The organism is Treponema primitia ZAS-1 (assembly GCF_000297095.1).
Lineage (GTDB): Bacteria > Spirochaetota > Spirochaetia > Treponematales > Breznakiellaceae > Termitinema > Termitinema primitia_A.
In genome coordinates this window covers 122,081-146,846 of record NZ_AEEA01000050.1, presented here as the reverse complement: position 1 = coordinate 146,846, position 24,766 = coordinate 122,081, and the positions used below count along the sequence as shown (strand labels likewise).

The 24,766-nt window shown below is 48.6% G+C and carries 21 protein-coding genes; 10 read left to right on the top strand and 11 right to left on the bottom strand.

From position 1 onward, the window contains the following. From TPRIMZ1_RS0108880 to ilvN, 3 genes are all read right to left on the bottom strand, one after another. Nucleotides 1-1,578 (bottom strand): 2-isopropylmalate synthase, encoded by a 1,578-nt coding sequence (locus tag TPRIMZ1_RS0108880; protein ID WP_010257985.1) that lies wholly within the window; start codon nt 1,576-1,578, stop codon nt 1-3. Between the two features lie 10 nt (nt 1,579-1,588). Further along, a complete protein-coding gene (gene ilvC / locus TPRIMZ1_RS0108875; protein ID WP_010257983.1) occupies nt 1,589-2,590 on the bottom strand; it encodes a ketol-acid reductoisomerase in 1,002 nt (333 codons plus the stop codon). A 118-nt stretch (nt 2,591-2,708) separates the two neighbouring features. Continuing rightward, nucleotides 2,709-3,239: an acetolactate synthase small subunit gene (ilvN, locus tag TPRIMZ1_RS0108870; RefSeq protein ID WP_010257980.1), complete on the bottom strand. Its 531-nt coding sequence runs from the start codon at nt 3,237-3,239 to the stop codon at nt 2,709-2,711. 157 nt (nt 3,240-3,396) lie between these two features. Between ilvN and TPRIMZ1_RS0108865 the strand changes: the two genes are divergently transcribed. Continuing rightward, nucleotides 3,397-4,008 carry a Uma2 family endonuclease gene (locus TPRIMZ1_RS0108865; protein WP_010257976.1) on the top strand — a complete coding sequence of 204 codons (612 nt, stop codon included), beginning with the start codon at nt 3,397-3,399 and terminating at the stop codon, nt 4,006-4,008. On the opposite strand, the gene TPRIMZ1_RS0108860 is transcribed toward TPRIMZ1_RS0108865, so the two are convergent. Together TPRIMZ1_RS0108860 and TPRIMZ1_RS19735 are read right to left on the bottom strand one after the other, a co-directional pair. After that, a complete protein-coding gene (locus TPRIMZ1_RS0108860) occupies nt 4,005-4,346 on the bottom strand; it encodes a phenylpyruvate tautomerase MIF-related protein (protein ID WP_010257973.1) in 342 nt (113 codons plus the stop codon). The genes TPRIMZ1_RS0108865 and TPRIMZ1_RS0108860 overlap by 4 nt on opposite strands. Before the next feature lie 46 nt (nt 4,347-4,392). Then, nucleotides 4,393-5,316, bottom strand: a complete 924-nt coding sequence (locus TPRIMZ1_RS19735; RefSeq protein ID WP_010257970.1) for a helix-turn-helix domain-containing protein — start codon at nt 5,314-5,316, stop codon at nt 4,393-4,395. 142 nt (nt 5,317-5,458) lie between these two features. Between TPRIMZ1_RS19735 and TPRIMZ1_RS0108850 the strand changes: the two genes are divergently transcribed. The 9 genes from TPRIMZ1_RS0108850 (at nt 5,459) to TPRIMZ1_RS0108805 (ending at nt 14,873) form a co-directional block, all read left to right on the top strand. Next, nucleotides 5,459-6,979 (top strand): sugar ABC transporter ATP-binding protein, encoded by a 1,521-nt coding sequence (locus tag TPRIMZ1_RS0108850; RefSeq protein WP_010257966.1) that lies wholly within the window; start codon nt 5,459-5,461, stop codon nt 6,977-6,979. Nucleotides 6,980-6,984: 5 nt separating this feature from the next. After that, on the top strand, nt 6,985-7,953 hold the full coding sequence (locus TPRIMZ1_RS0108845; protein WP_010257962.1) for an ABC transporter permease: 969 nt from the start codon (nt 6,985-6,987) through the stop codon (nt 7,951-7,953). 54 nt (nt 7,954-8,007) lie between these two features. Next, complete coding sequence (locus TPRIMZ1_RS0108840) at nt 8,008-8,961, top strand: sugar ABC transporter substrate-binding protein (protein ID WP_010257958.1); 954 nt, start codon at nt 8,008-8,010, stop codon at nt 8,959-8,961. A gap of 21 nt (nt 8,962-8,982) precedes the next feature. Next, on the top strand, nt 8,983-10,299 hold the full coding sequence (locus tag TPRIMZ1_RS0108835; RefSeq protein WP_010257956.1) for a hypothetical protein: 1,317 nt from the start codon (nt 8,983-8,985) through the stop codon (nt 10,297-10,299). Nucleotides 10,300-10,414: 115 nt separating this feature from the next. Further along, a complete protein-coding gene (locus TPRIMZ1_RS18715) occupies nt 10,415-12,715 on the top strand; it encodes a pyruvate formate lyase family protein (protein WP_010257954.1) in 2,301 nt (766 codons plus the stop codon). Next, the gene (locus tag TPRIMZ1_RS20045) at nt 12,705-13,622 is read left to right on the top strand and encodes a glycyl-radical enzyme activating protein (RefSeq protein ID WP_038078279.1); all 918 of its coding nucleotides are present in this window, start codon (nt 12,705-12,707) and stop codon (nt 13,620-13,622) included. Before TPRIMZ1_RS18715 ends, TPRIMZ1_RS20045 begins: the two co-directional genes overlap by 11 nt. Before the next feature lie 283 nt (nt 13,623-13,905). Continuing rightward, entirely contained in the window at nt 13,906-14,145 is a 240-nt protein-coding gene (locus TPRIMZ1_RS0108815) for a DUF3791 domain-containing protein (protein ID WP_010257949.1), read from the top strand. Beyond that, on the top strand, nt 14,123-14,680 hold the full coding sequence (locus TPRIMZ1_RS0108810) for a DUF3990 domain-containing protein (protein WP_010257946.1): 558 nt from the start codon (nt 14,123-14,125) through the stop codon (nt 14,678-14,680). The genes TPRIMZ1_RS0108815 and TPRIMZ1_RS0108810 overlap by 23 nt, the downstream gene beginning before the upstream one ends. After that, nucleotides 14,655-14,873 (top strand): hypothetical protein, encoded by a 219-nt coding sequence (locus TPRIMZ1_RS0108805; protein WP_010257943.1) that lies wholly within the window; start codon nt 14,655-14,657, stop codon nt 14,871-14,873. The genes TPRIMZ1_RS0108810 and TPRIMZ1_RS0108805 overlap by 26 nt, the downstream gene beginning before the upstream one ends. Nucleotides 14,874-14,920: 47 nt before the next feature. Here the strand turns inward: TPRIMZ1_RS0108805 and aroF are convergent, their stop codons facing one another. From aroF to TPRIMZ1_RS0108770, 6 genes are all read right to left on the bottom strand, one after another. Then, nucleotides 14,921-16,936 carry a 3-deoxy-7-phosphoheptulonate synthase gene (aroF, locus tag TPRIMZ1_RS0108800; protein WP_010257940.1) on the bottom strand — a complete coding sequence of 672 codons (2,016 nt, stop codon included), beginning with the start codon at nt 16,934-16,936 and terminating at the stop codon, nt 14,921-14,923. A gap of 206 nt (nt 16,937-17,142) precedes the next feature. Continuing rightward, nucleotides 17,143-17,451, bottom strand: a complete 309-nt coding sequence (locus TPRIMZ1_RS0108795) for a helix-turn-helix domain-containing protein (protein ID WP_010257936.1) — start codon at nt 17,449-17,451, stop codon at nt 17,143-17,145. Then, nucleotides 17,448-17,795, bottom strand: coding sequence for a type II toxin-antitoxin system RelE/ParE family toxin (locus TPRIMZ1_RS0108790; RefSeq protein WP_010257933.1), 348 nt, complete (start codon nt 17,793-17,795; stop codon nt 17,448-17,450). The genes TPRIMZ1_RS0108795 and TPRIMZ1_RS0108790 overlap by 4 nt, the downstream gene beginning before the upstream one ends. 307 nt (nt 17,796-18,102) lie before the next feature. Continuing rightward, nucleotides 18,103-19,905: a leucine-rich repeat protein gene (locus TPRIMZ1_RS18710; RefSeq protein WP_198429922.1), complete on the bottom strand. Its 1,803-nt coding sequence runs from the start codon at nt 19,903-19,905 to the stop codon at nt 18,103-18,105. A gap of 104 nt (nt 19,906-20,009) precedes the next feature. Continuing rightward, nucleotides 20,010-21,386, bottom strand: coding sequence for a hypothetical protein (locus tag TPRIMZ1_RS20700; RefSeq protein ID WP_010257928.1), 1,377 nt, complete (start codon nt 21,384-21,386; stop codon nt 20,010-20,012). A gap of 154 nt (nt 21,387-21,540) precedes the next feature. Then, nucleotides 21,541-24,765: a CHAT domain-containing tetratricopeptide repeat protein gene (locus TPRIMZ1_RS0108770; RefSeq protein WP_010257926.1), complete on the bottom strand. Its 3,225-nt coding sequence runs from the start codon at nt 24,763-24,765 to the stop codon at nt 21,541-21,543. Nucleotide 24,766 lies beyond the last annotated feature (1 nt).

Genomic DNA, 24,766 nt, shown 5'->3' with positions numbered 1-24,766 from the left:
TTACACTCCGCCTTCCTGCAGGGGCTCCCGCAGGGGGCTTTTTACCGCACCTGCGGCAAGGTCCCACTCCATGGCGTTGATCGCCGAAAGGTAGGCCTTTATCGAAGATTCAAGCACGTCGGTGGAAACCCCGCGGCCGTTCCAATGCCGGCCTTCCCAGGCAATCTTCACCATGGTCTCCCCCTGGGATGTGGACCCGCCGGTGATGGCGCCTATTTCGTAGAGTTCCAGCTCCGGTCTTTTCCCGACAATTTCGTTAATCGCCGTGAAGATCGCGTCCACCGGACCGTCGCCAACCGCAACCTGTTTGTGCGCTTCCCCGCAGGTATGGAGCAGCTTGATGATAGCCGTGGCGCCCAGCGCGGAACCCGTATTTATCGCCCAATGGTCAAGCTTGTAGGTTTCCGGAACCGCCGCGGATACGCCCATGACCAGAGCTTCAATATCCCTATCGCTGACAACCTTTTTCTTATCCGCCAGGACTTTGAATTCCGCAAACACCGATTCCAATGTTTCTGCGTTCACCGTATAGCCCAGGTCGTTCAGCCTGTCTTCAAAGGCGTGGCGGCCCGAGTGTTTCCCTAAAACCATACGGTTCTTGGGTATGCCGATGGATTCGGGGGTCATGATCTCGTAGGTTTCCCGGTTGGCCATCACCCCGTGCTGGTGTATCCCCGCTTCGTGGGCAAAGGCGTTCTCCCCCACAATAGCTTTGTTGGGCTGTACCTTCACCCCGGTAACCTGGGTTACCAGACGGCTGGCGGCGTAGATTTGCGTGGCGTCGATCCTGGTGTCGGCGTTGAGGTAGTCCTTGCGGACCCGCAGCCCCATGACGATCTCCTCCAGTGAAGCGTTCCCCGCCCGCTCGCCGATACCGTTGATGGTACACTCCGCCTGTTCCGCGCCGTTTTCAATCGCAGCAAGACTGTTCGCCACCGCGAGGCCCAGATCGTTGTGGCAGTGTACGGAAAGAACCGCCTTTTCAATGCCCGGGGTATGTTCCTTGATATAACGGATACGGGCGCCAAACTCATCGGGCAGGGCATAACCCACCGTATCGGGGAAGTTCAGCGTGGTAGCCCCGGCAGCGATAACTGCGCCAAAGACCCTGCACACAAAATCAGCATCGCTGCGGAAGGCGTCCTCTGCGGAAAATTCCACATTGGAGCAGAATTTCCGGGCGTACGTAACCGCAGCCACCGCCTGCTCAAGCACCTTTTCCGGCGTCATCTTGAGCTTGTACTCCATGTGGATAGGAGAGGTAGCCAGGAATATATGTATCCGGGGATCCGCCGCGCCGGCCAGGGCTTCCCGTGCGGCGTCAATATCCTTCTCCAAGCTGCGGCACAGACCGGCCACGGTACAATTCCTGATAATCCCCGCGATGGTCTTTACCGATTCCAGATCCCCGGGGCTGGAAGCGGGAAACCCCGCCTCCATGATATCCACCCCAAGCTTTTCCAGCCGCCGTGCGACCTCCAGCTTCTCCTGAATATTCATACTGCAGCCCGGAGACTGTTCCCCGTCACGGAGGGTGGTATCAAATATTTTTACTACCCGTTTAGCGTTGTTACCCATATAAAACTCCTCAATATTTTGCAGGTTTGAGCCAGCTCATCATGGAGCGCAGTTCCTTACCTACCTTCTCGATGGGATGCGCCGCCTCAAGGGCCCGCATCCGGTTAAAGTTGGGACGGTTCACCTGGTTTTCCAGGATCCACTCCCGTGCAAATTTCCCGTTCTGGATATCCTTTAATACATTCCGCATGGCGTTCTTGGTATCCTCGGTGATGATCTTCGGCCCGGTGATATAATCCCCGTATTCAGCAGTATCCGAAATAGAATAACGCATGAAGGATAGGCCTCCGCGGTTCACCAGATCGATGATGAGCTTCATCTCGTGCATCACCTCGAAGTAGGCGCTTTCCGGCTGGTAGCCCGCTTCAAGGAGCACTTCGAAGCCGGTCTTCATCAGGGCGGAAACACCGCCGCAGAGTACCGCCTGTTCACCGAATAGGTCGGTCTCGGTTTCTTCCTTAAAAGTAGTCTCCAAAACTCCGGCCCTGGCGCCGCCGATGGCCGCCGCATAGGCCAGCCCCAAACGTTTGGCATCCCCGGTAGCATCCTGATGTACCGCAATAAGACAGGGCACCCCGGCGCCGGCCTGGTACTGTTCACGAACGGTGTGGCCCGGACCCTTGGGGGCGATCATCACCACATTGATATCCGCAGGGGGTGTAATCTGCCCAAAGTGGATATTGAAGCCGTGGGCAAATGCCAGGGTCTTCCCGGGTTTCAGCACCGGCTTGATAGATTCCTGGTAGAGCTTGGCCTGCTTTTCATCGTTGATAAGGATCATGATAAAATCCGCAGCGGCGGCGGCATCCTTGGCGGTCTTAACTTCAAAGCCCGCTTCCTCGGCTTTCTTCCAGGACTTGGATCCCTCGTAAAGCCCCACGACAACCTTCATCCCCGATTCTTTGGCGTTGAGCGCGTGGGCATGACCCTGGGAACCGTAGCCAATAACCGCGATAGTTTTTCCCTTTAGCGCCCCTAGGTCGCAATCCTTTTCATAAAACATGATAGCCATCATTTCCTCCATTGTAGTTTTTACCCTAAAAGAGGTTTAACCTCTCTTAAGGGCTTTGAGAATCCGGTAATTATCCTACGGTCGATTTCCTTAAAAGGAAGGACCGCGCAATTGCCGGTTAGTTACTAATGCTTAGTACGGGTACGGATAGCGAAGATACCGAAAGTATCGAAGGGCCCCGCTCCAGGGCTACAAGACCGGTACGGGCAAGTTCAAGAACGCCGTAGGGACGTAAAAGGAGAAGGAGGCCGTCGAGCTTTTTCGCATCGCCCGTTGCCTCAACGGTAATAGTAGTGGGGGAAACATCGACCACCCGGGACCGGAATATCCCGGTAATTTCGATAACCGCAGGACGGGTCTTTTCGTCCACGCTGATCTTGACCAGCATGATTTCCCGGCGCAGACAGGAAGTACCATCCAGTTCCCGGACCGCAATCACATCCACCAGTTTGCTGAGCTGTTTAATGATCTGTTCAAGCACCGCATCATCTCCGCTTACCGCAATGGTCATCCGGGAAATTGAGGCGTCCTCAGTCTCCCCGACGGTCAGGCTGTCGATATTAAAACCCCGGCGGCTGAAGAGGCCGGAAACCCGGCTCAGGGTCCCTGCCCGGTTTTCCACCAAGGCTGACACCACATGCTGCTTCATGACCACCTCCTATACAAAGTCGCTATAGTGTAGCAAAGAAGGAAGGAACTTTGCAAGTAGGCCGAAGGGAAAGCCGGGGGCAAAATATACTAAACAGGCGTGTGGTGCTCTTGCCAAATAGTGTACGGTATGATATGCTGTTGTTAGGAGGCTGGTCATGACCCTTACACAAGAAAAAGAGCGGTATACCTACGCTGATTATCTGGGATGGGACGAAGATTTCCGGGCGGAGATTATCGATGGGGCGCTCTACGTCTCAGAGCCTCCGGCCACGTATCATCAAGATATTTCCATGAATTTATCACTTAAAATAGGAAACTTTTTAGCCGGTAAGCCGGGTAAAGTCTACGCCGCGCCCTTTGGAGTCCGGCTTTTTCCCCAAGAGGACCACAGCGATAAGACAGTGCTGGAACCCGATCTTGTGGTGATATGCGATACGTCCAAACTGGACGAGCGGGGCTGTAACGGGGCGCCGGATATGGTCATCGAAATCCTTTCTCCCTCCACCGCCCGGAAGGATGTACTGTATAAATTCTACAAATATCTTAGGGCGGGGGTCCGGGAATATTGGGTGGTCGATCCGGATACAGAAACGGTCCAGGTCAACCTGCTGGAGCATGACCGGTACACCACCCAGACCTACCGGGGATTTGACCCCGAAACCATGGACGAAGCGGACCGCCAATACGCGCAGGAATCTATACCGGTTTTGGTGCTGCCGGGGCTCGTTATAGATTTTAAGACGATTTTTGCGGGGAAAAACTATTAATGATACGCCCCGTGGTCGCCCCATTGATCGAATTCAAGAAAAGACATGTATACATTATCTTTGTTTATTCCTAATTCCTTCTCTAAGAGAATGAACAAATTACTGATAAATTGTTTTTTTCCATTCGGATCAGCCTTGGTGTACACCCGAATATCTACATACGCGATGGGAATTGCTTTCCCGCCTTTATACATGGAATGACCATCACATATATCGACAATAGTATCTGCTTCAGTTTTTCCGGGAATAACCGTTATCAAGCGGCCGACTTCGGATTTAATTTTTTCTTTCTGGGTTTCTGAAAGTTTCTCTGATATATTAAAGGCAACATAGGGCATGGCAGACTCCTTAAAATATGATAGGGCGATATTTTATGTTTGTCAATCATTCATTTTCAAGGGCAAGTTTTTCTACGGTCACAAAATCAACCGTCTGAACATAGGTTTTGCGGTATTGTAGGGGAGACATTCCGGTACAACGCTTGAAAACCCGTGAAAAGTGGAACTGATTCTCAAATCCAAACCAATCGGCGATTTGGCTGATTGTCTTTGCTGAGGACATGAGCAGCCCCGATGCGGCTTCTACCTTGAGGCGTATAAAATATTGATGGGGACTCATCCCGGTTTCGGCACGGAAAATGCGGGAAAAGTGTTCGGTGGAAAGTGTCATAAGACGCGCAATTTCATCAACGCTGATAGACTTCCTTAGGTTGGTCTGCATGATCGCCACGGCTTTTGTGACGTGGACGCTGGATGTCTTGTTGGTTTTATAGCTTTTTGGGGCGTCGTCTTCACGGGCCATGGTTTTTGCGGCGCCCCCTTGCTGACCGGCGTATACGGTTTGCACAGCTACGTTTTGGTAGACACGATACAAAAGGCTTTGGAGCAGATATTTTGCAGAGATGCCAAGAGACGGATCGCCGCTCTTCCAAAGTTGGGCTATATCTTCGCACTGAAAACGATAGGCGCTATTCACGGTAAGCATCTTTTGGCCCTGCGTAAAAACCGATGCAACCAGATCCATAAGGTCACGGTCCCCGTCCCCCACATAGAAGAGAATTGCGTAGAAGGTGATGGGAGACTTGGCCTTTCGATTTGGAATTATTGAGTGAAACTCATGCTCGGCGCTTATGAAAAACTTGTTCGGCCCTATTGGGTAACGGTTTTTATTGCATAAAAAAACACCCGAACCGTCGAGGAAAAAAGCGATCTCATGTTCACCCTGACCATGGGTATGGTACCGTCCATGCCAAGCAATGCGTTCATCCTCAATCATATGATACACAAAGACAATATCCCGAATTTCCATAAAATGCCCTTTTTACAAAAAAATCATAAAATATTATGAAAAAAATGTCAAGATTAGATATAAATAATCAAAAATGCGCATAGTTGAAATTGATAGAGGGTGTTATACTATTTATCAGTTAGGATTATGGAGGCATTTTGTAATGTCGGGGGATGAAGATAGCTACCTGTTGCAAATGTTCAACGTAGTAAAAACGTTCCCTGGGGTAAGGGCGCTGGATGGGGTCGATCTCAAAGTGCGCCCGGGCAAAGTCCACATTATTTGCGGGGAAAACGGCGCAGGTAAGTCAACCCTGATGAAGGTGCTGAACGGAATGTATGCTGCAGATTCCGGTGAAATCATCTTCCGGGGTGAAACCTTCAAATCCCATGATATCCAGACCTCCTTAAAAATGGGGATCGCCATGATTTACCAGGAATTAAACCCTGTTCTGGATATGACTATCGGTGAAAACATCTTCCTGGGACGGGAACCAAAACAGGGATTCTTTGTCGATTTTAAAAAAATGTACAATGATACCCAGCAGCTCCTGGACAGTCTCAATATTAAGTTTAAAGCACGGCGTAAGATGCGTGCCCTGAGCATCGCGGGTCATCAATTGGTGGAAATTGCCAAGGCTATTTCCCAGGATGCGCGGGTCATCATTATGGATGAGCCGACTTCAGCAATTGCGGACACCGAGGTGGAAGTGCTCTTCGGCCAGATCGAACTGCTCAAACAAAAGGGTGTGGCAATAATTTACATTACCCACAAAATGGACGAAATTTTCAAAATAGCAGACGATATCACCATAATACGTGACGGTAAGTGGGTGGCTTCCGGAGCGAAAGAGGATTTTACACCGGAAAAGCTGGTGACATTGATGGTAGGCCGGGAGATCAATAACATTTTCCCCAAAACGGAAACCGCCAATACCGGGGATATTATTATGGAGGTAAAAAACCTCACTCAGGGGGTTGCCCAGGGCGGTCGTTTTCGGGATATTTCCTTTACTCTTCGGAAAGGTGAAATCCTGGGGTTTGCAGGCCTGGTTGGCGCGGGGCGTACGGAACTTATGCGTTCTGTTTTCGGACTCGATCCGTTTACCAGCGGAAGCATTGTTATAGACAAAAAACCGGTGGAAATTAAAAATCCATCCGAAGCGATAGCCCATGGCATCGCTATGGTTAGTGAGGATCGTAAACTGTACGGTCTGGTAGTAAACCGCAGCGCCCACGAAAATATTTCGCTTACCAATATAAAAAAATATGTTAAAAATATTTTTGTAAGCGATAAGGCGATCAATAAAGATGCACTCGATATGAAAAAAATGTTAGATATCAAGATAAGCGATTTCAAAGTACATGCGGATACCCTTTCGGGGGGCAACCAACAAAAGCTCGTTCTGGCGAAATGGCTTGTGGGGGATGTGAAGATCCTCATCATGGACGAACCCACCCGGGGGATTGATATTGGCGCCAAGGCGGAAATTCACCGCTTGATGGACAATTTTGTCAAACAGGGTATGGCAATCATTATGATTTCCTCCGAATTGCCCGAAATTGTCGGAATGAGCGATAGGGTGGTGGTAATGCACGAGGGCTGTCTGACCGGGATTTTGGATCGCAGGGATGCCACCCAAGAAGAGATTATGCGGCTGGCGATTAAGTCAGGAGGGGAATAGAAAGCATGGATACACTAAATAAAAATACAATCAGTAAATTCATCTACGATGGTTTACAAAAAAGCGGTATCCTCCTTATTTTGATTCTGCTTTTTCTTTTATCTTCAGTTTTTGTGGGCGGGTTTTTTTCGGTAGCCAACTTAACGAATGTCCTGCGTCAAATCACGGTGGTCACCATCATCGCCTTAGGCGCCACGTTTGTAATCATTTTAGGTCACATCAACGTGGCTTATGGTTCTGAAATAGCGTTGATTGGATGTATCACCTGTAAAGTAATGGTACTGTCCGGGAGCCTCACCGTGAGTCTGATTGTTGGTTTGGCACTGGGACTCGCCATCGGAGCTTTGAACGGGTATATCATCACGTGGTTTAGCATTCCGGCGTTCATCATGACCCTGGCAATTACCACCATCGCCCGGGGCTCGGTACTGCTTTTTACAAACGCCATCCCCATCACCGGAATGGCCAAACAGTTTGCGTTTTTAGGACAGGGATCCCTGGGTTTCATGCCGGTTTCTGTGCTTATTTTAATTGTACTGTTTTTCGCGACCTGGATTTTGCTTAACCGTACCGCATTCGGCAGGCATCTGTATGCCACCGGGGGCAATGAAAGCGCGGCGGTTGCATCCGGTGTAAAAACAAAAAATATAGTTCGTAAGGCTTTCTTGCTTGACGGTCTTATGACGGCGATTGCGGGAATTTTGATGATGAGCCGTATGAACTCAGGACAGCCGGCATCCGGTGTGGGTTACGAGTTTGATGCAATCACTGCGGTGGTAGTCGGCGGTACCAGCTTAGCGGGCGGATCGGGCAGCATCGTAGGGACAATCATCGGCGCCATGATTGTCGGTATTCTTAACAATATCCTGAACCTGATAAACGTTAACTCGTATTGGCAGCAGATTACCAAGGGTATCATTATTCTGATAGCGGTAATTGTGGATGTGGTGGCCAAGCGCACCCGTCGTGCTTAATTTGTAGTAAAAACACTATTGGTGTTTTTAAAATATTATATTTGGAGGAACTTTATGGAAAGCAGAATTAAGAAAGTTTTTGGTATCGCACTGGTGCTCATTTCGGTGGTCACCATCGGTGCTTTTGCCAATGGCGGAACACAGGCTTCAGGCGGGGCAAAGACATTCAAGGTTGCCTATGTCAATTCAGACGATGCAGATTTTTTCAAAAAACATCTTTTGGATACCTTTCGAGAACAGATTTCGAAGGATCCCAACTTCTCAGTGGAGTATGCAAACTCCAGTCAGGATATTACCAAACAACTGGACTATATTGATAACTACATCGCCAAAGGTGTAAATTGTATTATCATTGAACCGGTTTCTCCTGCAGGGGTTATCCCTGGTATTGAAAAGGCGAACAAAGCCGGTATTCCCGTGATCAGCATCTGTTCCAATTCCGGTGGCGGCGATTTTACCTACATTGGTATTGCCAACCTTGATACCGGTATTCTGCAGGGTGAAATCGCGGCCAAAGCACTGCCTCAAAATGCTAAGATAGTGTATATGCAGGGCATGCCCGGTTATGATCACTCCGCTCAGCGCCACTCCGGTACCCTTGACACCCTTAAAAAACTCCGCCCCGATGTACAGGTGCTTGCGGATGCTACGGCCAACTACGACCGTGCCGAGGGCATGAAGCTGATGGAAGACTGGATACAGGCTTTCCCCCAAATTGATGGGGTACTTTGCGCGAACGATCAGATGGCCCTTGGCGCAATTCAGGCGCTCAAGGCGGCGAACCGCCTCAGGGGTACTTGGGTAGCCGGCGTTGATGCCACAGATGAGGCAGTTCAGGAAGTGAACAATGGTAACCTGGGGCTTACACTTCTTCAGGATGCCGTAAAGGAAGCCCAGGGTGCTTACGATGCCCTCAACAAACTCCGTACCGGTGAAAGACTTGACAAAGAACTGGTCATCCCAATGGCTGTGATTACCAAAGAAAACGTGGCAGAGTATTTGAAGTAGGGCATCAAAGAGGAGGTTATTATGGCGCTTATTACTCAGGCTGAAGATCCTGCAACAATGCAAACTGCAGCGGGGTACCCGGAAGTTAAGTCGATGAACACGGCTTTCAAGTTTAGTTCCAGGGAAACTGAGGAACTGCGCCATCTTGCCGCTCATGTGGCTGAAATTGCCGCATGGCCTGAGATGGGGAAAAAGAAAAAGCTTTGGACCGCCCATAATGACCTCAAAACTACCGATCCCCTGGTTTTTATCGATCCTGAAAATGGTTGGAACGAAATAATTGATGCAAAGGAGCTTATTTCCCAAGACCCGCTGGCGCGGGTATGGGAAATGGCGCTGCGAAAACAGATATTCTGGGCAGAGGGGATGAAGGACGACAAAGTTATTGAGCCATATTTTAATGTACCCTACAGTTATAGTGATAATGGCTGGGGCTTGGAACTTAAAAAACGTTCCACATCCAAAGATGGTTCATACATTGTCATTCAGGCCCTCAAAGATTACGACACAGATTTTGAAAAACTTCATTATCCTGATATAATAATTGACGAAGAACAATCCCGAATCCTTATGGATCTGGCCCATGGAATATTTGACAACATACTGACGGTCCGCAGAAAGAATACCTGGTGGTGGACCCTGGGGATGTGCTGGGATTTTGTGAATATCCGGGGCCTTGAGGATTTTATGGTAGACATGGTAGCGGAACCGGAAAATTTTCACCGGGTGATGAACTTCCTTTGTGAAGGTAAGCTTAAGATGTTGGATTTTCTGGAAAAAAACAACTTGCTTGCCCTTAATACCGAGGGTACCTATGTAGGTTCCGGCGGGTTTGGATACACAGAGCAGCTTCCCCGCACTGAATTCACCGGGCAGGTAACTACTATGGATATGTGGGGTTTTGTGGATTCCCAGGAGACCGTCAGTGTTGGTCCTGAAAGATACGAGGAATTTATCCTTCCCTATCACAAACGTATCGCCGAACGTTTCGGACTTAACTGTTATGGCTGTTGTGAGGGCTATAACACCAGATGGCAGTATGTGAAACAACTGCCGCGGCTCAGGCGTGTGTCCGTAAGCCCCTGGGCCGACTGGAGCACGGTACCGGAATTCCTGGGGAAAGATTACATCGCATCGGTAAAACCGGCGCCATTTCCGCTTGCCCAGCCGGTAATGGACGAAGACGTGGTTCGAAGAGACGCAAGACGGGCTGTTGAACAAACAAAAGACGGCATATGTGAGTTTATCATGAAGGACAATCACACCCTGGGCAATAATCCGCGAAATGCGACACGATGGGTTGAAATTATGCGTGAGGAAATAGATCGAGTCTATTGAGGTTGCCGCTGTCAATAGGATGCGTCCTGAAGAATCTTAAGAAAAATTGGACGCAATCCTGGAGCTTGGAACTAAATATCTATGGGCGATTAATGTATTCAACGGGAGAGTAAAAATGACAAAGACGCCGGAAATGAGTACTGAAATCAAAACACTTTATGATAATTTTTATGGCAATTACGATGAGTCCCTTGTATGGAAGCGCAATCATGCTTTCATAGAGGCCATTCAACAGAAACCTAATGCATCAAAAGCCCTTCAACATGCTCGGGGTTTAAAAAAATTTTTATTAGAAAAAAATGTTGTAGTTCGGGATTGGGATATCCTTGCGGGGCATACCCAATACACTAATACAACCGCTTCAATCCCGATAAAGTATGTCAGCAAAACAGAACCGCATAATATTGTAGAATCCTTTGACCCAACCAATCCTTCTGATTTTGTTTGGGATTTCACCAGAGAAATAAGCAACTATAAGGAATTACGGGGGGGGAACTATACTGCTGAAGAAGAGGAACTTTTTGCATATTTTAGTAGCGGTATTGAATGCGGTTTGGGAAAGCGCTGGTCGAACGGACATTTAATCGCAGGGTATAAGTATGTAATAACCCAGGGTTATAAAGCGTTAGAAAAACAGCTTCAAAATAATTATAACAAATCCGAAGGTGATCGGAAGGAATATTTTGAGGCCATGATAACTGCAGTGCAGGCGGCAGAGCAATATATTGGACGTTATGAAGAAGCTGCAAGAGAAACACTAAAAAAAGACCTTACCCGGTCTCAAAAAAAATACATAGAAAGGATTGCGGAAGCCTGCGGAAATATTAAAACAAAAGGCGTTTCTAATTTTTTTGAAGCTGTTCAGGCTCTAATTTTACTTCATGAAATGCTTTTATTTGAAAACCATACCGGTTCCATGTCCTTAGGGCGCCTGGATCAGGTTTTTTACCCGTATTATAAAAAAGATAGGGAAGATAATAAGCTTTCATTAACTGAAACTGAAGATATAATTGAAGCTCTTTGGCTTAAATTTGCAACTGTTATTATGGGTTTTCAGAATGTTACTGTCGGAGGCTGTGATAGCTGTGGAAAATCTTTGGTTAATGATCTTACTCTGATACTTCTCCGTGCAAGCAGAAAGCTTAAGCAGGATCAGCCGCTACTTTCACTTCGTGTCACCAAAGATATGAGTGATGAATGCTGGGAAGAAGCAATAGCGCTTATAACACAAGGCGGCGGGTTTCCTGCGCTTTTTAACGATGATGTTATTATACCCTCAAAGGAAGCATTGGGTGTCAACAAGAGTGATGCATGGGACTATGGAATAGTTGGGTGTGTTGAACCAAGTATAAGTGGTAAAGAATATTCCAATACCGAAGAGCTACGGTTTAACTGGGCTAAGGTTATTGAGTTGATGCTTTCCGGTGGAAAATGTACAGTTACAGGAATTAAACTTGGGCTGGCTAATCCTAAAGACCTTGATGAAATCAAAAATTTTGACGAATTTTATTCCTGGTATAAAAAAGAATTTACCATAGCACTTCAAAAATTTATGAAAGCCTGTAATCTTCTTGATACTGTATATCCGTATTATTTTCCAAGTCCATTACTATCCGCAACCTACGATGGGTGTGTAAAAAAGGGAGAAGATGCTTCTGCCCTTGGGCCCGATTATTGTTTTTCCACTGCGAATGCATGTGGAATGGCGAATGCCGTTGATTCGCTCATTGCTATTAAACAAATAGTATTCGATAAAAAAATGGTAACATTGAAGGATTTTTCTAAAGCTCTTGCAGGTAACTTTATTGGTTTTGAGCAGCTTCAGGGTTATGCACAGAATCGCTGCCTTAAATATGGCAATGATATTCCCGAAGCAGACAAATATATGAAAGAAATTACCGATTTATACTGCGCAACTGTCAGGGATCAAAAAAATAACAGGGGCTACTCTTATCAGGCAGGTCTCTATACGGTACATGACCAGTCAGTTATGGGTAAAAAAACAGGTGCCCTTCCCGATGGCAGGGAAAAATGCATATCCCTTTCGAATGCCATATCAGCTGTCCAGGGCATGGATACGAAAGGGCCAACCGCAGCCGCACAATCGGCACTCGTGTTTGACCATAAGCAAGCAGCAAATGGCCTTGTTTTTGATTTAAAATTCAATCCTGCATTCTTTGAAAAAGAATCCCATAAGGAAATGCTTCGAACCCTTGTTGAAGGTTATTTTGAAGGCGGTGGTATGGAAGTTCAGTTTAATGTGGTAAGCCGGGAAACCCTACTGGATGCAAAACGTAATCCTCAAAAGCATCGCAATTTAGTTGTTAGAGTTTCAGGGTTCAGCGCTTATTTTGTAACATTGGATCCTGTTCTTCAAGATGAGATAATAAACCGTACGGAAAATAATGGCATATAAAGATAATTTGGGGATCATTACAAACATACAGAGATTTTCTCTTGATGATGGTCCAGGCACACGGACTACGGTATTTCTGAAAGGATGCAGTGTTGCCTGTAAATGGTGTCATAACCCGGAGACAATTTCACCGAAAAAGCAATTACAGTATTTGGAAAGATCCTGTAAAAACTGTGGCTCCTGTGTCAAAGTCTGCAAAACCGGCGCTCATTTTTTAAAAAATGGTATGCATTATCTTAACTGGAATTTATGCAACCGATGTTTTGCATGTGCAGAGACATGTTTATTTGGTGCATTATCAATTATCGGTATTGAGATAACCGCAGAGGAATTAGGCGAACAATTGCTGCGCGATCGGATTTTCTACAAAAGATCCGGCGGTGGTGTAACTGTTTCCGGAGGAGAACCCTTGTTACAGGTTGATTTCACCGCTGAAATCTTTCGGCATCTAAAGAACCATGGCATCCATACAGCACTTGATACTGCGGGCAATGTTCCCTGGTCTTCTTTTGAAAAGGTTCTTTCATGGATAGATTTAGTATTGTTTGATATTAAAATTGTTGATATTGGGAAACATCAGAAAATGACCGGAATTAAAAATCAGCTTATACTTGAGAATTTTAAAAAATTACTTAAAGAAAAGGTTCATATATGGGTTCGTACCCCACTTATAAAGGACATAAATGACGACGAAGAAGAGGCAAATGAACGTATAAAAATGTTCATGAATGCAACAAATATTCAAAAAATTGAACTTCTTCCTTTTCATCGTTATGGGATTGGAAAATATACTGCTTTAGGAATGGGTATGGAGGCACATGAATTTGAAGCCCCAAGCGAGGAAAGACTAGATGGTATAAAATCCCATATGGAAGCAGCAGGTATTACAGAAATATTTGTTTCTTAACTAGCTCGGTTCATACCAAATTACTTGTTATTACTTTATAGCACCGAATATGTCAATGCATTGTAATTTTTGCAAATTTATTGGCGCACACCGCTCCTCCTAATTATGCGGAAGTGGACATTACTTTCTCTTGGATAAGCCCGTCAATAATCCGGGCGAGCGGAAGCCTATGGCGGAGGTAGGCCATTTTTCCGACAAAACAGGGTATCCGAAAGGCTGGGTGAGTCATCTGGATATCCGGGGTTGGTTGCTTTTTATGGCTATTCTGTTATAATTTTATTATATGGAATTGGAACAAGTTATTGCAACCTGGATTAGTTTTATGACCACCGCCGTAAGGAGTGCATGCGGCCTTTCCCGTTCGCAATTTGTAATATTGGCGCAAAAATATAAGCTTATCCCCTTTTTAGCCGCCCATTATGAATTGCTGCACTATTATGATAATGACTATGTGGTGGACGATGTTATACGTTTTGTTCACGAACAGGGCGGAGCCGCAGATGAATTATCCAGAATTAGCTGATCCCTTGTTTCATGGGTCTACCGTTCAGGTCCGAAATATTGATTTATCCCTTGGGGCCTTTAAAAAGGACTTTGGACAGGGGTTTTATACTACAACGTTGCGTACTCAGGCGGAAAAATTCGTTTTGCTAAAGGCGCGTCGCGGTAACTTAGCAGGCGGATTTGTCAGTGTATTTGAATACCTTCACAATCCGGAAGTACATATCAAAAAATTTCATAAGGCTGATACGGAATGGCTGTCCTTCGTTCTTAAAAATCGCGGTTTTTCAGATGAAAAAAACCAAACCGCAAGTGGCACTGATGAGATTGATATTGTAATCGGACCGGTCGCAAACGATGCGGTAGGACTGGTACTAAACCAGCTTTTAATCGGTACTTACGGGAACCCGCAATCGCCGGAAGCGAAGGATACGGCTATTCGGTTGCTGGATTCCACAAAATTGTACAATCAGGTATTTTTTGGGACAAAACGCGCTATCGCGTGTCTGAAATTCAGGGAGGCGTATAAAGTTGGAACTGACGGAAGCGCTGATTGAAGGGGCGATTGACAGCATAACCGGATTTATTGTGGCAAAAGCCGCAACACAGCTCCATAGGCCGGTCGTGGAACTTATGGATAGGTTTCTCTTATCCAACACTTATAAGCTGCTCTGTAATAAGGATACCGGCCTTTATTGGGACAGCCTTCCGGAAACACTGGATATGTTTATGAGGGAATTACAACCATGATCTCTGTTATTACCTAATAGGTCAATACAGTGGGGGAGGCGCATAGCCTACAGGGACGCCCTATAGCTCCCCAGGAAATGGAAGTCCTCGGTCTTAGCCTTTAGTTCCTGCACCACCGCATCGAAGGTCTCCTCTGTGGGGGGCAGGGTAACATCCACGTAAAACTGATACTCCCAGGGCTTCCCCTGGATGGGCCGGGATTCCAGCTTGGAAAGGTTGATGCCCCGCTCGCTCATGATCTTAAGGCAGGCAAAGAGGCTCCCAGGTTCATCGGAAACCGAAAACACCAGGCTGGCCTTGTTCGCGGGCTCCGAACCCAGACTGGGGGGAACCGGGGCTCTGTCGCTGCCGTTCCGGCGGGCAATAATTACAAACCGGGTGTAGTTTAAGGGGTTTGTCTCAATACCTGCCCGAAGAACCTTAAGGCCATGGGCTTTGGCCGCCGCTTCCCCGGCGATGGCGGCTACCTTGGTGGCGCCTTCCCGGGCTATGGAGGCTACCGCAGTGGCAGTATCGTTACAGGCTTCAAGCTGCCAGAGGGGGTACTTGTCCAAGAAATCACGGCACTGGGCAAAACCCTGGGGATGGCTGCGGACTATGCTGATGTTTTCGATCTGCGCCTTTTCATCCCCAATAAGGCAGTGGACGATACGGAGCTTCAGTTCCCCCACCATGGCGATATCGGGATAGCGGAAGAACAGGTCGTAGTTTTCGTGGACCGATCCTGCCAGGCTATTCTCCACCGGCACCACCCCGAACCCGGCGGAACCGTCAAGCACGGCGTCGAAAACCGCCCGGAAAGACGCGGCGCCCAGACGCGGCGCTTCTTCACCAAAGGCACGCATCAGGGCCTGCTCGGCGTAGGCGCCGCTTTCACCGGAGAATGCTACCTTGTCGGACAGGACTTCGGCGGCATCGTCCCCGGCGCCGCTTCTTAGGGAAACAGTGTTACCGGCAGCAGCGGAAGCCGAGCTTCCATGGGAGGGTTGCCCTCCGTGGGAGGGCTTGGGGGTACGGAGCAGTTCCTTCCCCACCACCGGGGCCAGGGCTTCGATATCCCGCATGAGCCGCTCAAACTGTTCGGGAAACAAAGACTGGGGGCCGTCGGAAAGGGCTTCGTCCGGATGGGGATGGACCTCCACCGTAAGCCCGTCCGCTCCGGCAGCAATCGCCGCAAGGGCCGCGGGACTCACCTTGGCACGGATACCCACCGCATGGCTGGGGTCCACCAACACCGGCAGGTGGGAAAGGCCCTTTACCACCGGGATGGCGGAAATATCCAGGGTATTTCGGGTATAGGTTTCGAAGGTGCGGATGCCCCGTTCGCAGAGCACCACATCCCGGGTCCCCGCTGCCAGGAGGTACTCCGCCGAAAGGAGCCACTCCTCAATGGTCGCCGAGGGTCCCCGCTTAAGCAGTACCGGCTTCCCCAGGGCGCCGACCTTCTTGAGCAGCTCAAAGTTCTGCATATTCCGGGCGCCAATTTGGAACATATCCGTAAGATCGTTCATCTGGGCGGCGAATTCCGGGGATACCACCTCGGTAACGATGGGCATACCCGTTGCTTCACCGGCGGCCTTCATAAACTCCAGCCCCTGCATCCCCAGGCCCTGAAAGGCATAGGGACTGGACCGGGGTTTATAGGCCCCGCCGCGGAGCATCACCGCCCCGGATTCCCGGACCCGGAGCGCCGTTTCCAGGATCTGCTCCCGGCTTTCCACCGCGCAGGGCCCGGCAATCACCGTAATACGGGACCCGCCAATCTTGACCCAGGGCTGCGAAGCAGACCAGGGCTGCGAAGCAGACCCGCCAACCGTAACGATGGTATCCTCAGTTTTGGACTCCCGGGAAGCCAATTCGTAGGGCTTAGAAGTAGCCGCTACCCGCTCCACCCCGGGGAGAATCCCCAGTTCCCGGAGATCCACCACCCCCTTGCCGGTGGCGCCAATAACCTCATCCTCCCCCAGAACCTGATCCCGTATGGCAAAACCCCTATCCTTCAGATAGATGCGGACCATTTCTTTATCGTGGGTGGAGATACCTTTGGAGAGAACAACGATCATGGGAAACCTCAAAAGGGAAGATTTTAGTTCGAGGTATGGTACCAAAAACCGCTTAAATTTACAAGGGCGCCTATTCCGGACCTGGAATTCCAAATGCAACCACGGTACATCCCAAACCGATCAATTGCAGCGAGAATGTGAAAAGTATGATCCTGCATGTCAATTCCGGGGAAAATCGGCCGGAGCTTTAAGGGATTTTGCTTCAATTAAGCTTCTGCCTGAAACTGTTTTAATAATTCAGGGTTATCACGGACAAGCTCAAGAAGACGGCGGGAAGCCCCCTCCGGTTTGTTGCGGCCATTTTCCCATGCTTCAACTGTCTTGGGAGAAACACCAAGAGAACCGGCAAATACTACCTGGCTCAATCCTGTTTTCTGCCGAATGATTTTTATTTCTTCGGTATTAAAACTTTCTACCGGCTTAATTGTCATTTTCATTTTTCGGGCTTTTATCTTTCCCTGCTGATAGTCGACCGCTTCATTTAGCCCTTGGATGATACTTTCGTATACGCTCATTTTTTACCCTCTCGAATACCTTTTTCCAATATAGTAATCAGTTTCGCGATATTATTTCGTTCCTTTTTGGACAGATTATCTTTTTCGTTCTTAGGATAGACAGTAATAAGATAGATAGTTTCTTGAACCGTAAAATCCACGTATGCGACTCTACCACTACTGCTTTTGCCCTTCCCCTCAAAGGCAATCCGCATCTTGCGTAAACCCCCGGTCCCTCTTACCACAACCCCCGCTTGGGGATTTTTCAGTAAAGCATCCTGCATCTGCCGGAGTTCTTCATCACCCAAACCTATTCTATCCCACTGGCGGTCAAATTCCGGCATTATTACAAATTCACGAGTCATAAATAATTTCCTATTTTAAATATACCCTATTTAATAGGGGCTTGTCAAGTTCTCCTATATCCTGCTTAGTATATCCCTTTATATACAGTTTTTTGCGGATTTTCGTCTTTGATGGTGATAACAAATACTGTTGTTGGGGCGGGAGTAAGTGTCAATTACGAACGTGAGGCTGAAACTCCATTTTTTACAAATCTGCAATTCAATTGAGGATCTGTAAAAAATGACCTATACTTAACCTATGATACCCCGGCGCGAAACCTGAGGACTGTCGAGAAATATTGATGACTGTCACCTAGCCCAACCCCGGCTATTCCTCCCTAGCCCAGCTGTTATAACTAACCTCAGAATAAGTGCCATACAGTCTACCCCTTTGAGAATAGGCAAGCCCGAAGTATTTCCAAGCATCGTTTTCAAAAGACAAAGAAATATCAACACCGTCTCCGATCACAACACGCTTCAAGCTATTGGAGATAAACGCATCTTCCTTGATGGAAGTGACGCTATTAGGGATGGTCACCGTAGTCAACTGGTTGTATTGAAATGCATTTTCCCCGATGGAAGTGACGCTATTAGGGATAGTCACCGTAGTCAACTGGTTGTACCGAAATGCATACCCCTCGATGGAAGTGACGCCATTGGGGATGGTCACACTGGTCAATTGATTGTAACCAAATACATTACCCGCAATGGACGTGAGACTATTGGGGATGGTCACCGTGGTCAGTTTGTTATTAGCAAATGCATGTAGCTCAATGGACGTGACACTATTGGGGATGGTCACCGAGATCAGTTCATTCTCGCTAAATGCGCTGTTCCCAATGGAAATAACACTATTGGGGATGGTCACTGTGGTTAATTGATTGCCTTCAAATGCATTGTCCCCGATGGAAGTGACACTATTGGGGATAGTCACCGCAGTCAATTGATTCCAAGTAAACCCACTAAGGGAAGTGACACTATTGGGGATGTTCACAGTGGTCAATTGATTGCTGGAAAATGCCCAATCGCCAATGGAAGTGACGGTATTAGGGATGGTCACACTGGTCAATTGATTGCTGGAAAATGCCCAATCGCCAATGGAAGTGATGCCATTGGGGATAGTCATGGTCTCCAATTTATTACCGGAAAATGCCGAAGCACTAATGGAAGTGACACCGGTGACACCATTGGGGATAGTCACGCTGGTCAATTGATTGCTAGAAAATGCCCCCTTCCCGATAGAAGTGACACCACTGGGGATAGTTACGCCGGTCAATTGATTGCGAGAAAATGCCGAATCGCCAATGGAAGTGACACCGCTGGGGATAGTTACGCCGGTCAATTGATTGTTGGAAAATGCCGCCTCTCCGATAGAAGTGACACCGCTGGGGATAGTTACGCCGGTCAATTGATTGTTATTAAACCCACTAAGAGAAGTGACGCTATCGGGGATAGTTACGCTGGTCAATTTATTATAGGAAAATGCATTGTCCCCGATGGAAGTGACGCTATCAGGGATACTCACCGTGGTTAATTGGTTGCTTCCAAATGCCCCATCGCCAATGGAAGTGACACCACTGGGGATAGTCACCCCAATCAATTTATTGGAACTAAATGCCTCGGCGCCAATAGTAGTAATACTATCGGGTAAGTACACTGCGACCAAATTTTTCCCGAAAAATGCTCTGTCCCCAATTATTACGATCGGATAACCTGCCAGGGTATCGGGTAATATCAAGGTGGTTTCCGTGCCGGTATAACCGGTTATTGTGGCTTGACCTGAGGAAATCGTATATGAAAAAACCCCCCACATTGCATAGAGGGTGACATTACCGGTGATACTTATAGAATCCCAAGGCTGGTAGGTGGTTCCTAATCCATCTGCCTTGGTATTCCACCCGAGAAAAATTTCGTTCCCCTTCGCAAGATCTCCCTTAACAAGGACCGTTGCGGTGGAACCGGAGCTATAGGTTTTTGAATCCACCGGGGCTATCCCGGTGACTGCCCCATTGGCATTATAGCTTATCTTATAGGAGTCATCTCCATCCTCATCCAAAGAACAGCCTACCATCAGAAAAATACCAATTATTGAAAAAAGGCAAATAAAATTTAAAACCCCATGCTTCTTCATACCAATCTCCTTCTCCTGCATCTCAAAGTCCTGAAAGGCGCAGGGTTCTCCGGGCAGCCTGGTTAAAAACCGCCCGGAAGCTCCCCCCGCTTATGAACGAAAGGCTATTCATCATACACAATGTTCAATTCCTTCGTTAAGGTATTGGTATCCACGTTAACCCTGTATGTATAAAATGGCAATACCGGCCCAATAGACAGGGTCCTTTCAATTGTTTTAGGGGTACCATAATACACATTATTAATAGTAGCCCCCTGGCTGGTACGTACCGTGCCATACAATGGTATGTATTTTATAGAATATTCTATACCCGTATCGGTTCGCCAACTGGTGCCAGCGGTCAAATACGTCTCTTCAAATTGAAAACCGATTGCCTCTATATCATTAATTTTATAATAATATGCTGCCGGAGATGGTGAGGAATACCGTATTCCCCCAGGGTCTTTTGGATTAGAAACAGCCCACTTTCCCATTTTGGTCCCGTCTGGTTTAATCATATAGTAGGATATTTCTCCTACCGGCGCTTTTACACCGTTTGTTTGTTCAACATAACCTTTTGTATATACATATATCCTAGGTTTGTTTGTAACAAACCCCTTATATAAAGAAGGGGTACTTTCTAAACTACCGGCTTTGGCTTTAATGCTAAAATACCATCCCATGTTAGAGTTTACTATAATAGAATTAGATACCTTATAATCATAATAACATCTGTCACTGAACCCGGCTGCATTAACTGTACCAGCAAGATAACCGGAAGAAGGATATTTTGTACTTGCACGATACACCACGTATTCTGTAGCCGATGGAACAGCATCCCAAGATATGCGGTATCCACTATCATTCGCAGCATAGGTAATTTCTATGTTCTGCGGGGTACCTAAGGTGGTACCAGTGCCCGTCCCAGTACCGGTGCCCGTCCCAGTACCGGTGCCCGTCCCAGTACCGGTGCCCGTCCCAGTACCAGTGCCCGTCCCAGTACCAGTGCCCGTCCCAGTACCGGTGCCCGTGTCAGTACCAGTACCCGTGTCAGTACCAGTGCCCGTGTCAGTACCAGTGCCGGTGTCAGTACCGGTCCCAGTACCCGTGCCGCCCTTGGTGGTTAATGAACCACCGGCTCCTTTATAGTCACCCGCCGTAAGTGATATGTACAATTTCCCATCGTTCCCTATATTCACATGGCCTATCTCTGTAGAACCACTTATTAAGTATGCATAGTCAGCGTCCGTGGCTCTATAGGTGCCTGATTCGGATATGACTGCCGAGGGGATACTAAGCGTCCATGAAGTTGATGTAACGGTTATCGTACAATCGGAGTAACTTTGGGCGCCAAGTTTAATAGTTCCCGTCCAGGTTCCTTTTAAAAGAGCCCCGTAATTCTCCTCCTCATCATCATCCAAACTGCACCCTGCCAGTACCATACTGAATATCAGTATGATACCGGATATGCTCATCATAATTTTTTTGCGCTTCATCTTCATTCAAATACCTCCTGACGGATCTTAAATTTACCGATCGCTCCATAATTTATCCTCTTTTCTTCATAACACCGCTACATTACACGGGAGTTATTTTTGTACTTCTTTGTACTTTTGGGGGAATTTTGCTGTGTGGATTAGCTTTTTGTAAAGTCTGTTACTCGTACAGGGTAAAGCCTGCCCAGTAATAGGGGTGGCTGTATTGGGGCAGGGACTGAAGCTCCCGTTTAACCGCCCCATAGGCCCGGCGGAAGTCCAGGTTTTCCTTGATAAGCTTGGTGTAGAGCCGGGTCATGAATTCGACGCTGGTGTCGTCGTCGATGGGCCAGAGGCTGGCGCCCACATTGTTGGCCCCCGCAACCAGGAAGGCCCGGAGCAGGCCCACCATGCCGTCACCGTCCCGAACCCGGGTAAGGCCGGTGTCGCAGGCGGAGAGGATCAGTATCCGGGCCCTGAGATCCAGCAGGGCCGCTTCGGTGACCGTGAGGTACCCATCTTCGCCGTTATCCGGGAGCCTGCCCGATACCTCGGACAGGACTATGCCGGACATTTCCGGGATCAGGCTGTCAAAGTAGCCGTGGCAGCTTAGGTGGATCAGGGAGTAGTTTTTCAATTCACCTGTAACAGAAAGTCTTTTCAGGTTTCCTTCCCCGGCATCGGCGCCCCGGAGGAGCCGTATATCCGGGGGAAGAAAAAAGTCCCGGGCCAGGGTTTCTATTTCCCGGGCGGTTCCGGGGAGATCCACCCAGGAAAAACCCCGCTCCCGGAAATAGGCTGCTGTTCCGGCCTGCTTTACCCGGTGGTACAGGCTTGCCCGCTGGTTCGCCGTCAGGGCGCCGTATTCGGCGGCGGAATCGGCGTAGCGGCCCGGGCCATCGCCGCCCCGGAAATAGCCCCGCCCCTGGGTCTCCCCGGTTTTGCCGGGGCCGTCGTAGAGGGCCTCGCCCAGGGCTAGGGCGGGAACCAGGGAGGCGGCCCCGGGCTGGTCATGCAGGGTGGTAATAGACAGGGATGGCGAAAAACTAACCGAGTAACGGCTGCCCAGGGTAGCATTGGCCGCAGAGGGCCGCAGAAGATCGAAGGGCAGGAAGGCTAAGGGGCCGTCGGGGACGATGAGCAAATGGGAGACCTCCGCCCCAAGCCCCGCCAAAACCGGGGCGAGGAGTTTTTCGTAAAGGGCATTCCGTTCCCCCTCAAAGGTTTCCGGGCTGCGGAAGGCGCCTATGCGTTCCCGGAGGAGATTCACCGCCTCCTCATAATCAAAGCCGCCGTCCAGGGGTACCGCCGTAACCCCCGAAGGCCGGACCACAAGGCAGTACGCCCCGGGACGGATTGCCCCGCCATCTTCAGCGCCGGGGAGGAGGTACTCCAATACGGCGGTATCCGGGGGGCACCAGGCGGCGGCGCTTGCGGCATCCATGGGGCGGGGGTCCCGGAGCTCCCGGTATTTGGGGAGCCGGTTCCCTATGGCCCCATGCAGGGCTTCCAGTTCCCGCTCAGCGTCCCGCAGAAGGTTCGCCGTATTCCCGGAACCGTCTTCATACAGCAGATCTTCCCGCAATTCGGAAACACGCCGGGAAAGTTCCCGGACCCGGTCCGCTTCTTCCGGGCGTATCCCGTCAATCCTGAGGGCCGCCTCAAGCCCCGTCTGCTCCAAAAAACCCCGCTGGCGCAGCGCCTCGGAATAGCCGAAGGCCTCGGCGGGACGCTTCTGTTCTGCCGCCAAGTTTGCCGCCAGGTAATAGAAGGGCGCCGCAGCGGTAAGGTAAACGGCGCCGGCGGAGCGAATATCCTGCCTGCCCCGCTCTGCAGCATCAATGCCGGTCTCCAGGGCTTCCCTGGCAATAGCCGGAACCGCAGTATAGAACAGTTCCGCCAGTTCCCTGGATTCATCCACCGCCCTAAGATAGGCCAGTGATTGCCGCAGTAAGACAAGAGCATCCTTTGCGTAGCCCATGCTTTTTTCCCGATCCCCCATTTTCAGGTATATCGCCGCAAAGCTTTTGTAATCTGAAGCTATGTAATAATGGGAGGGGCCATAATTGATGCGGTCTATTGCAAGGGTCTGTTGGTAATAAGCCAGGGCTTGCGCATAATCTCCCTGTTGCAAATAGACATTTCCTATATTACTTAAACTACCCGCAATATTAGGATCGGATGTATCAAATATTTTTTTTTCGATTTCCAGGGATTGGATATAATTCTGCAGCGCCAGGGGGAAATTACCAAGATTTTTATAGGTAAATCCAATATTGCCGTATATCCGCGCCGTAATCGAAGAATAGTTATCAAGATGTTCCAAGGAAATTGCCAATCCCCTTTGATAATTTTCAAGGGCAAGATCATATTCACCCATATCGTCGTAAATAATTCCGATATAATTATAATCCGATGCCACCCATTCATATCTCTGCTTTCTGATATGAAGATCCATACGCAGGGCTTGCTCGGCATAAAAAAGAGCCCGGTCATATTCACCCAAGTACCCATAAAGAAGTGCTAAATTAGGATAAATATAAGCCATAAAGGGGTGATCCTGCCCCCCCAAGGCCGTGCTTATCTCCAGGGATTTTTCTAGATAATACCGAGCTTTATCTAATTCACTATCTTCAATAAAAATAGCTCCTAGATTCTCATATATCTTCGCTGCTTCCAAGCTATACTCCCCCAAGGTTTCCAATACTATGGGAAGAGCTTTTTCAGAAAAACGAGTAGCATTGCTATACTCACTGGAATCATAAAAAAGATCCCCCAGGCCCGCATAATCCCGCCCTATTTGCTGATGCCCAGCGGAAAACCAAACAAGATCCGTTTCCAGACTTTGATCATATAAGTTGTGGGCTTTTTCATATACTTCTTTTATTTGATAGGCCATTCCCAAATCAAACAATGGCAGCCGGCTTGCCAGGGAACCCTTACGGAAAACCGTCGCCAGGGTCTTTGCGGCCCTGTCAAAACGCTCTATCAACTCATCGTAACTAAAACTGTACCGAAAAGCCTTTTCATCCTCATGGGCCTCCCAGTACAGGGCCAGGACTTCTTCCAGTTCCTTTTGTTTCCCGGCGATCCTCCGCCACCAGGAACTACGACGCAGGGACGCAAAGTCCCTATCGTTTTTAATGCGATCAAAATCCGTAAAGCCCCAGAAAATAGCCCGTTCCAGTTCCCGGGCGGCCTGGGCGCTTTTCCCTGCCAGGGCATAGTCCCGGGCAAAACCCACATAAAGCGCCGGGTCTTCGCTGTACCGGCTTGTCCCCGCTTCCCGGGCGGCGTAACCCCGGTCCAGGGTATACCCTTCCTTATGTCCCCCGGCATGGAGACCTTGGGAAAGTACGAAGACCAGGGTAATAAAAAATATAGCTTTACTGCGGGGGCAGATCATT

What these genes read in the sequence shown, in the direction of transcription:
- TPRIMZ1_RS0108880 (WP_010257985.1), bottom strand. Translation starts at nt 1,578, where the DNA reads ATGGGTAACAACGCTAAACGGGTAGTAAAAATATTTGATACCACCCTC.
- ilvC (WP_010257983.1), bottom strand. Translation starts at nt 2,590, where the DNA reads ATGGCTATCATGTTTTATGAAAAGGATTGCGACCTAGGGGCGCTAAAG.
- ilvN (WP_010257980.1), bottom strand. Translation starts at nt 3,239, where the DNA reads ATGAAGCAGCATGTGGTGTCAGCCTTGGTGGAAAACCGGGCAGGGACC.
- TPRIMZ1_RS0108865 (WP_010257976.1), top strand. Translation starts at nt 3,397, where the DNA reads ATGACCCTTACACAAGAAAAAGAGCGGTATACCTACGCTGATTATCTG.
- TPRIMZ1_RS0108860 (WP_010257973.1), bottom strand. Translation starts at nt 4,346, where the DNA reads ATGCCCTATGTTGCCTTTAATATATCAGAGAAACTTTCAGAAACCCAG.
- TPRIMZ1_RS19735 (WP_010257970.1), bottom strand. Translation starts at nt 5,316, where the DNA reads ATGGAAATTCGGGATATTGTCTTTGTGTATCATATGATTGAGGATGAA.
- TPRIMZ1_RS0108850 (WP_010257966.1), top strand. Translation starts at nt 5,459, where the DNA reads ATGTCGGGGGATGAAGATAGCTACCTGTTGCAAATGTTCAACGTAGTA.
- TPRIMZ1_RS0108845 (WP_010257962.1), top strand. Translation starts at nt 6,985, where the DNA reads ATGGATACACTAAATAAAAATACAATCAGTAAATTCATCTACGATGGT.
- TPRIMZ1_RS0108840 (WP_010257958.1), top strand. Translation starts at nt 8,008, where the DNA reads ATGGAAAGCAGAATTAAGAAAGTTTTTGGTATCGCACTGGTGCTCATT.
- TPRIMZ1_RS0108835 (WP_010257956.1), top strand. Translation starts at nt 8,983, where the DNA reads ATGGCGCTTATTACTCAGGCTGAAGATCCTGCAACAATGCAAACTGCA.
- TPRIMZ1_RS18715 (WP_010257954.1), top strand. Translation starts at nt 10,415, where the DNA reads ATGACAAAGACGCCGGAAATGAGTACTGAAATCAAAACACTTTATGAT.
- TPRIMZ1_RS20045 (WP_038078279.1), top strand. Translation starts at nt 12,705, where the DNA reads ATGGCATATAAAGATAATTTGGGGATCATTACAAACATACAGAGATTT.
- TPRIMZ1_RS0108815 (WP_010257949.1), top strand. Translation starts at nt 13,906, where the DNA reads ATGGAATTGGAACAAGTTATTGCAACCTGGATTAGTTTTATGACCACC.
- TPRIMZ1_RS0108810 (WP_010257946.1), top strand. Translation starts at nt 14,123, where the DNA reads ATGAATTATCCAGAATTAGCTGATCCCTTGTTTCATGGGTCTACCGTT.
- aroF (WP_010257940.1), bottom strand. Translation starts at nt 16,936, where the DNA reads ATGATCGTTGTTCTCTCCAAAGGTATCTCCACCCACGATAAAGAAATG.
- TPRIMZ1_RS0108795 (WP_010257936.1), bottom strand. Translation starts at nt 17,451, where the DNA reads ATGAGCGTATACGAAAGTATCATCCAAGGGCTAAATGAAGCGGTCGAC.
- TPRIMZ1_RS0108790 (WP_010257933.1), bottom strand. Translation starts at nt 17,795, where the DNA reads ATGACTCGTGAATTTGTAATAATGCCGGAATTTGACCGCCAGTGGGAT.
- TPRIMZ1_RS18710 (WP_198429922.1), bottom strand. Translation starts at nt 19,905, where the DNA reads ATGAAGAAGCATGGGGTTTTAAATTTTATTTGCCTTTTTTCAATAATT.
- TPRIMZ1_RS20700 (WP_010257928.1), bottom strand. Translation starts at nt 21,386, where the DNA reads ATGAAGATGAAGCGCAAAAAAATTATGATGAGCATATCCGGTATCATA.
- TPRIMZ1_RS0108770 (WP_010257926.1), bottom strand. Translation starts at nt 24,765, where the DNA reads ATGATCTGCCCCCGCAGTAAAGCTATATTTTTTATTACCCTGGTCTTC.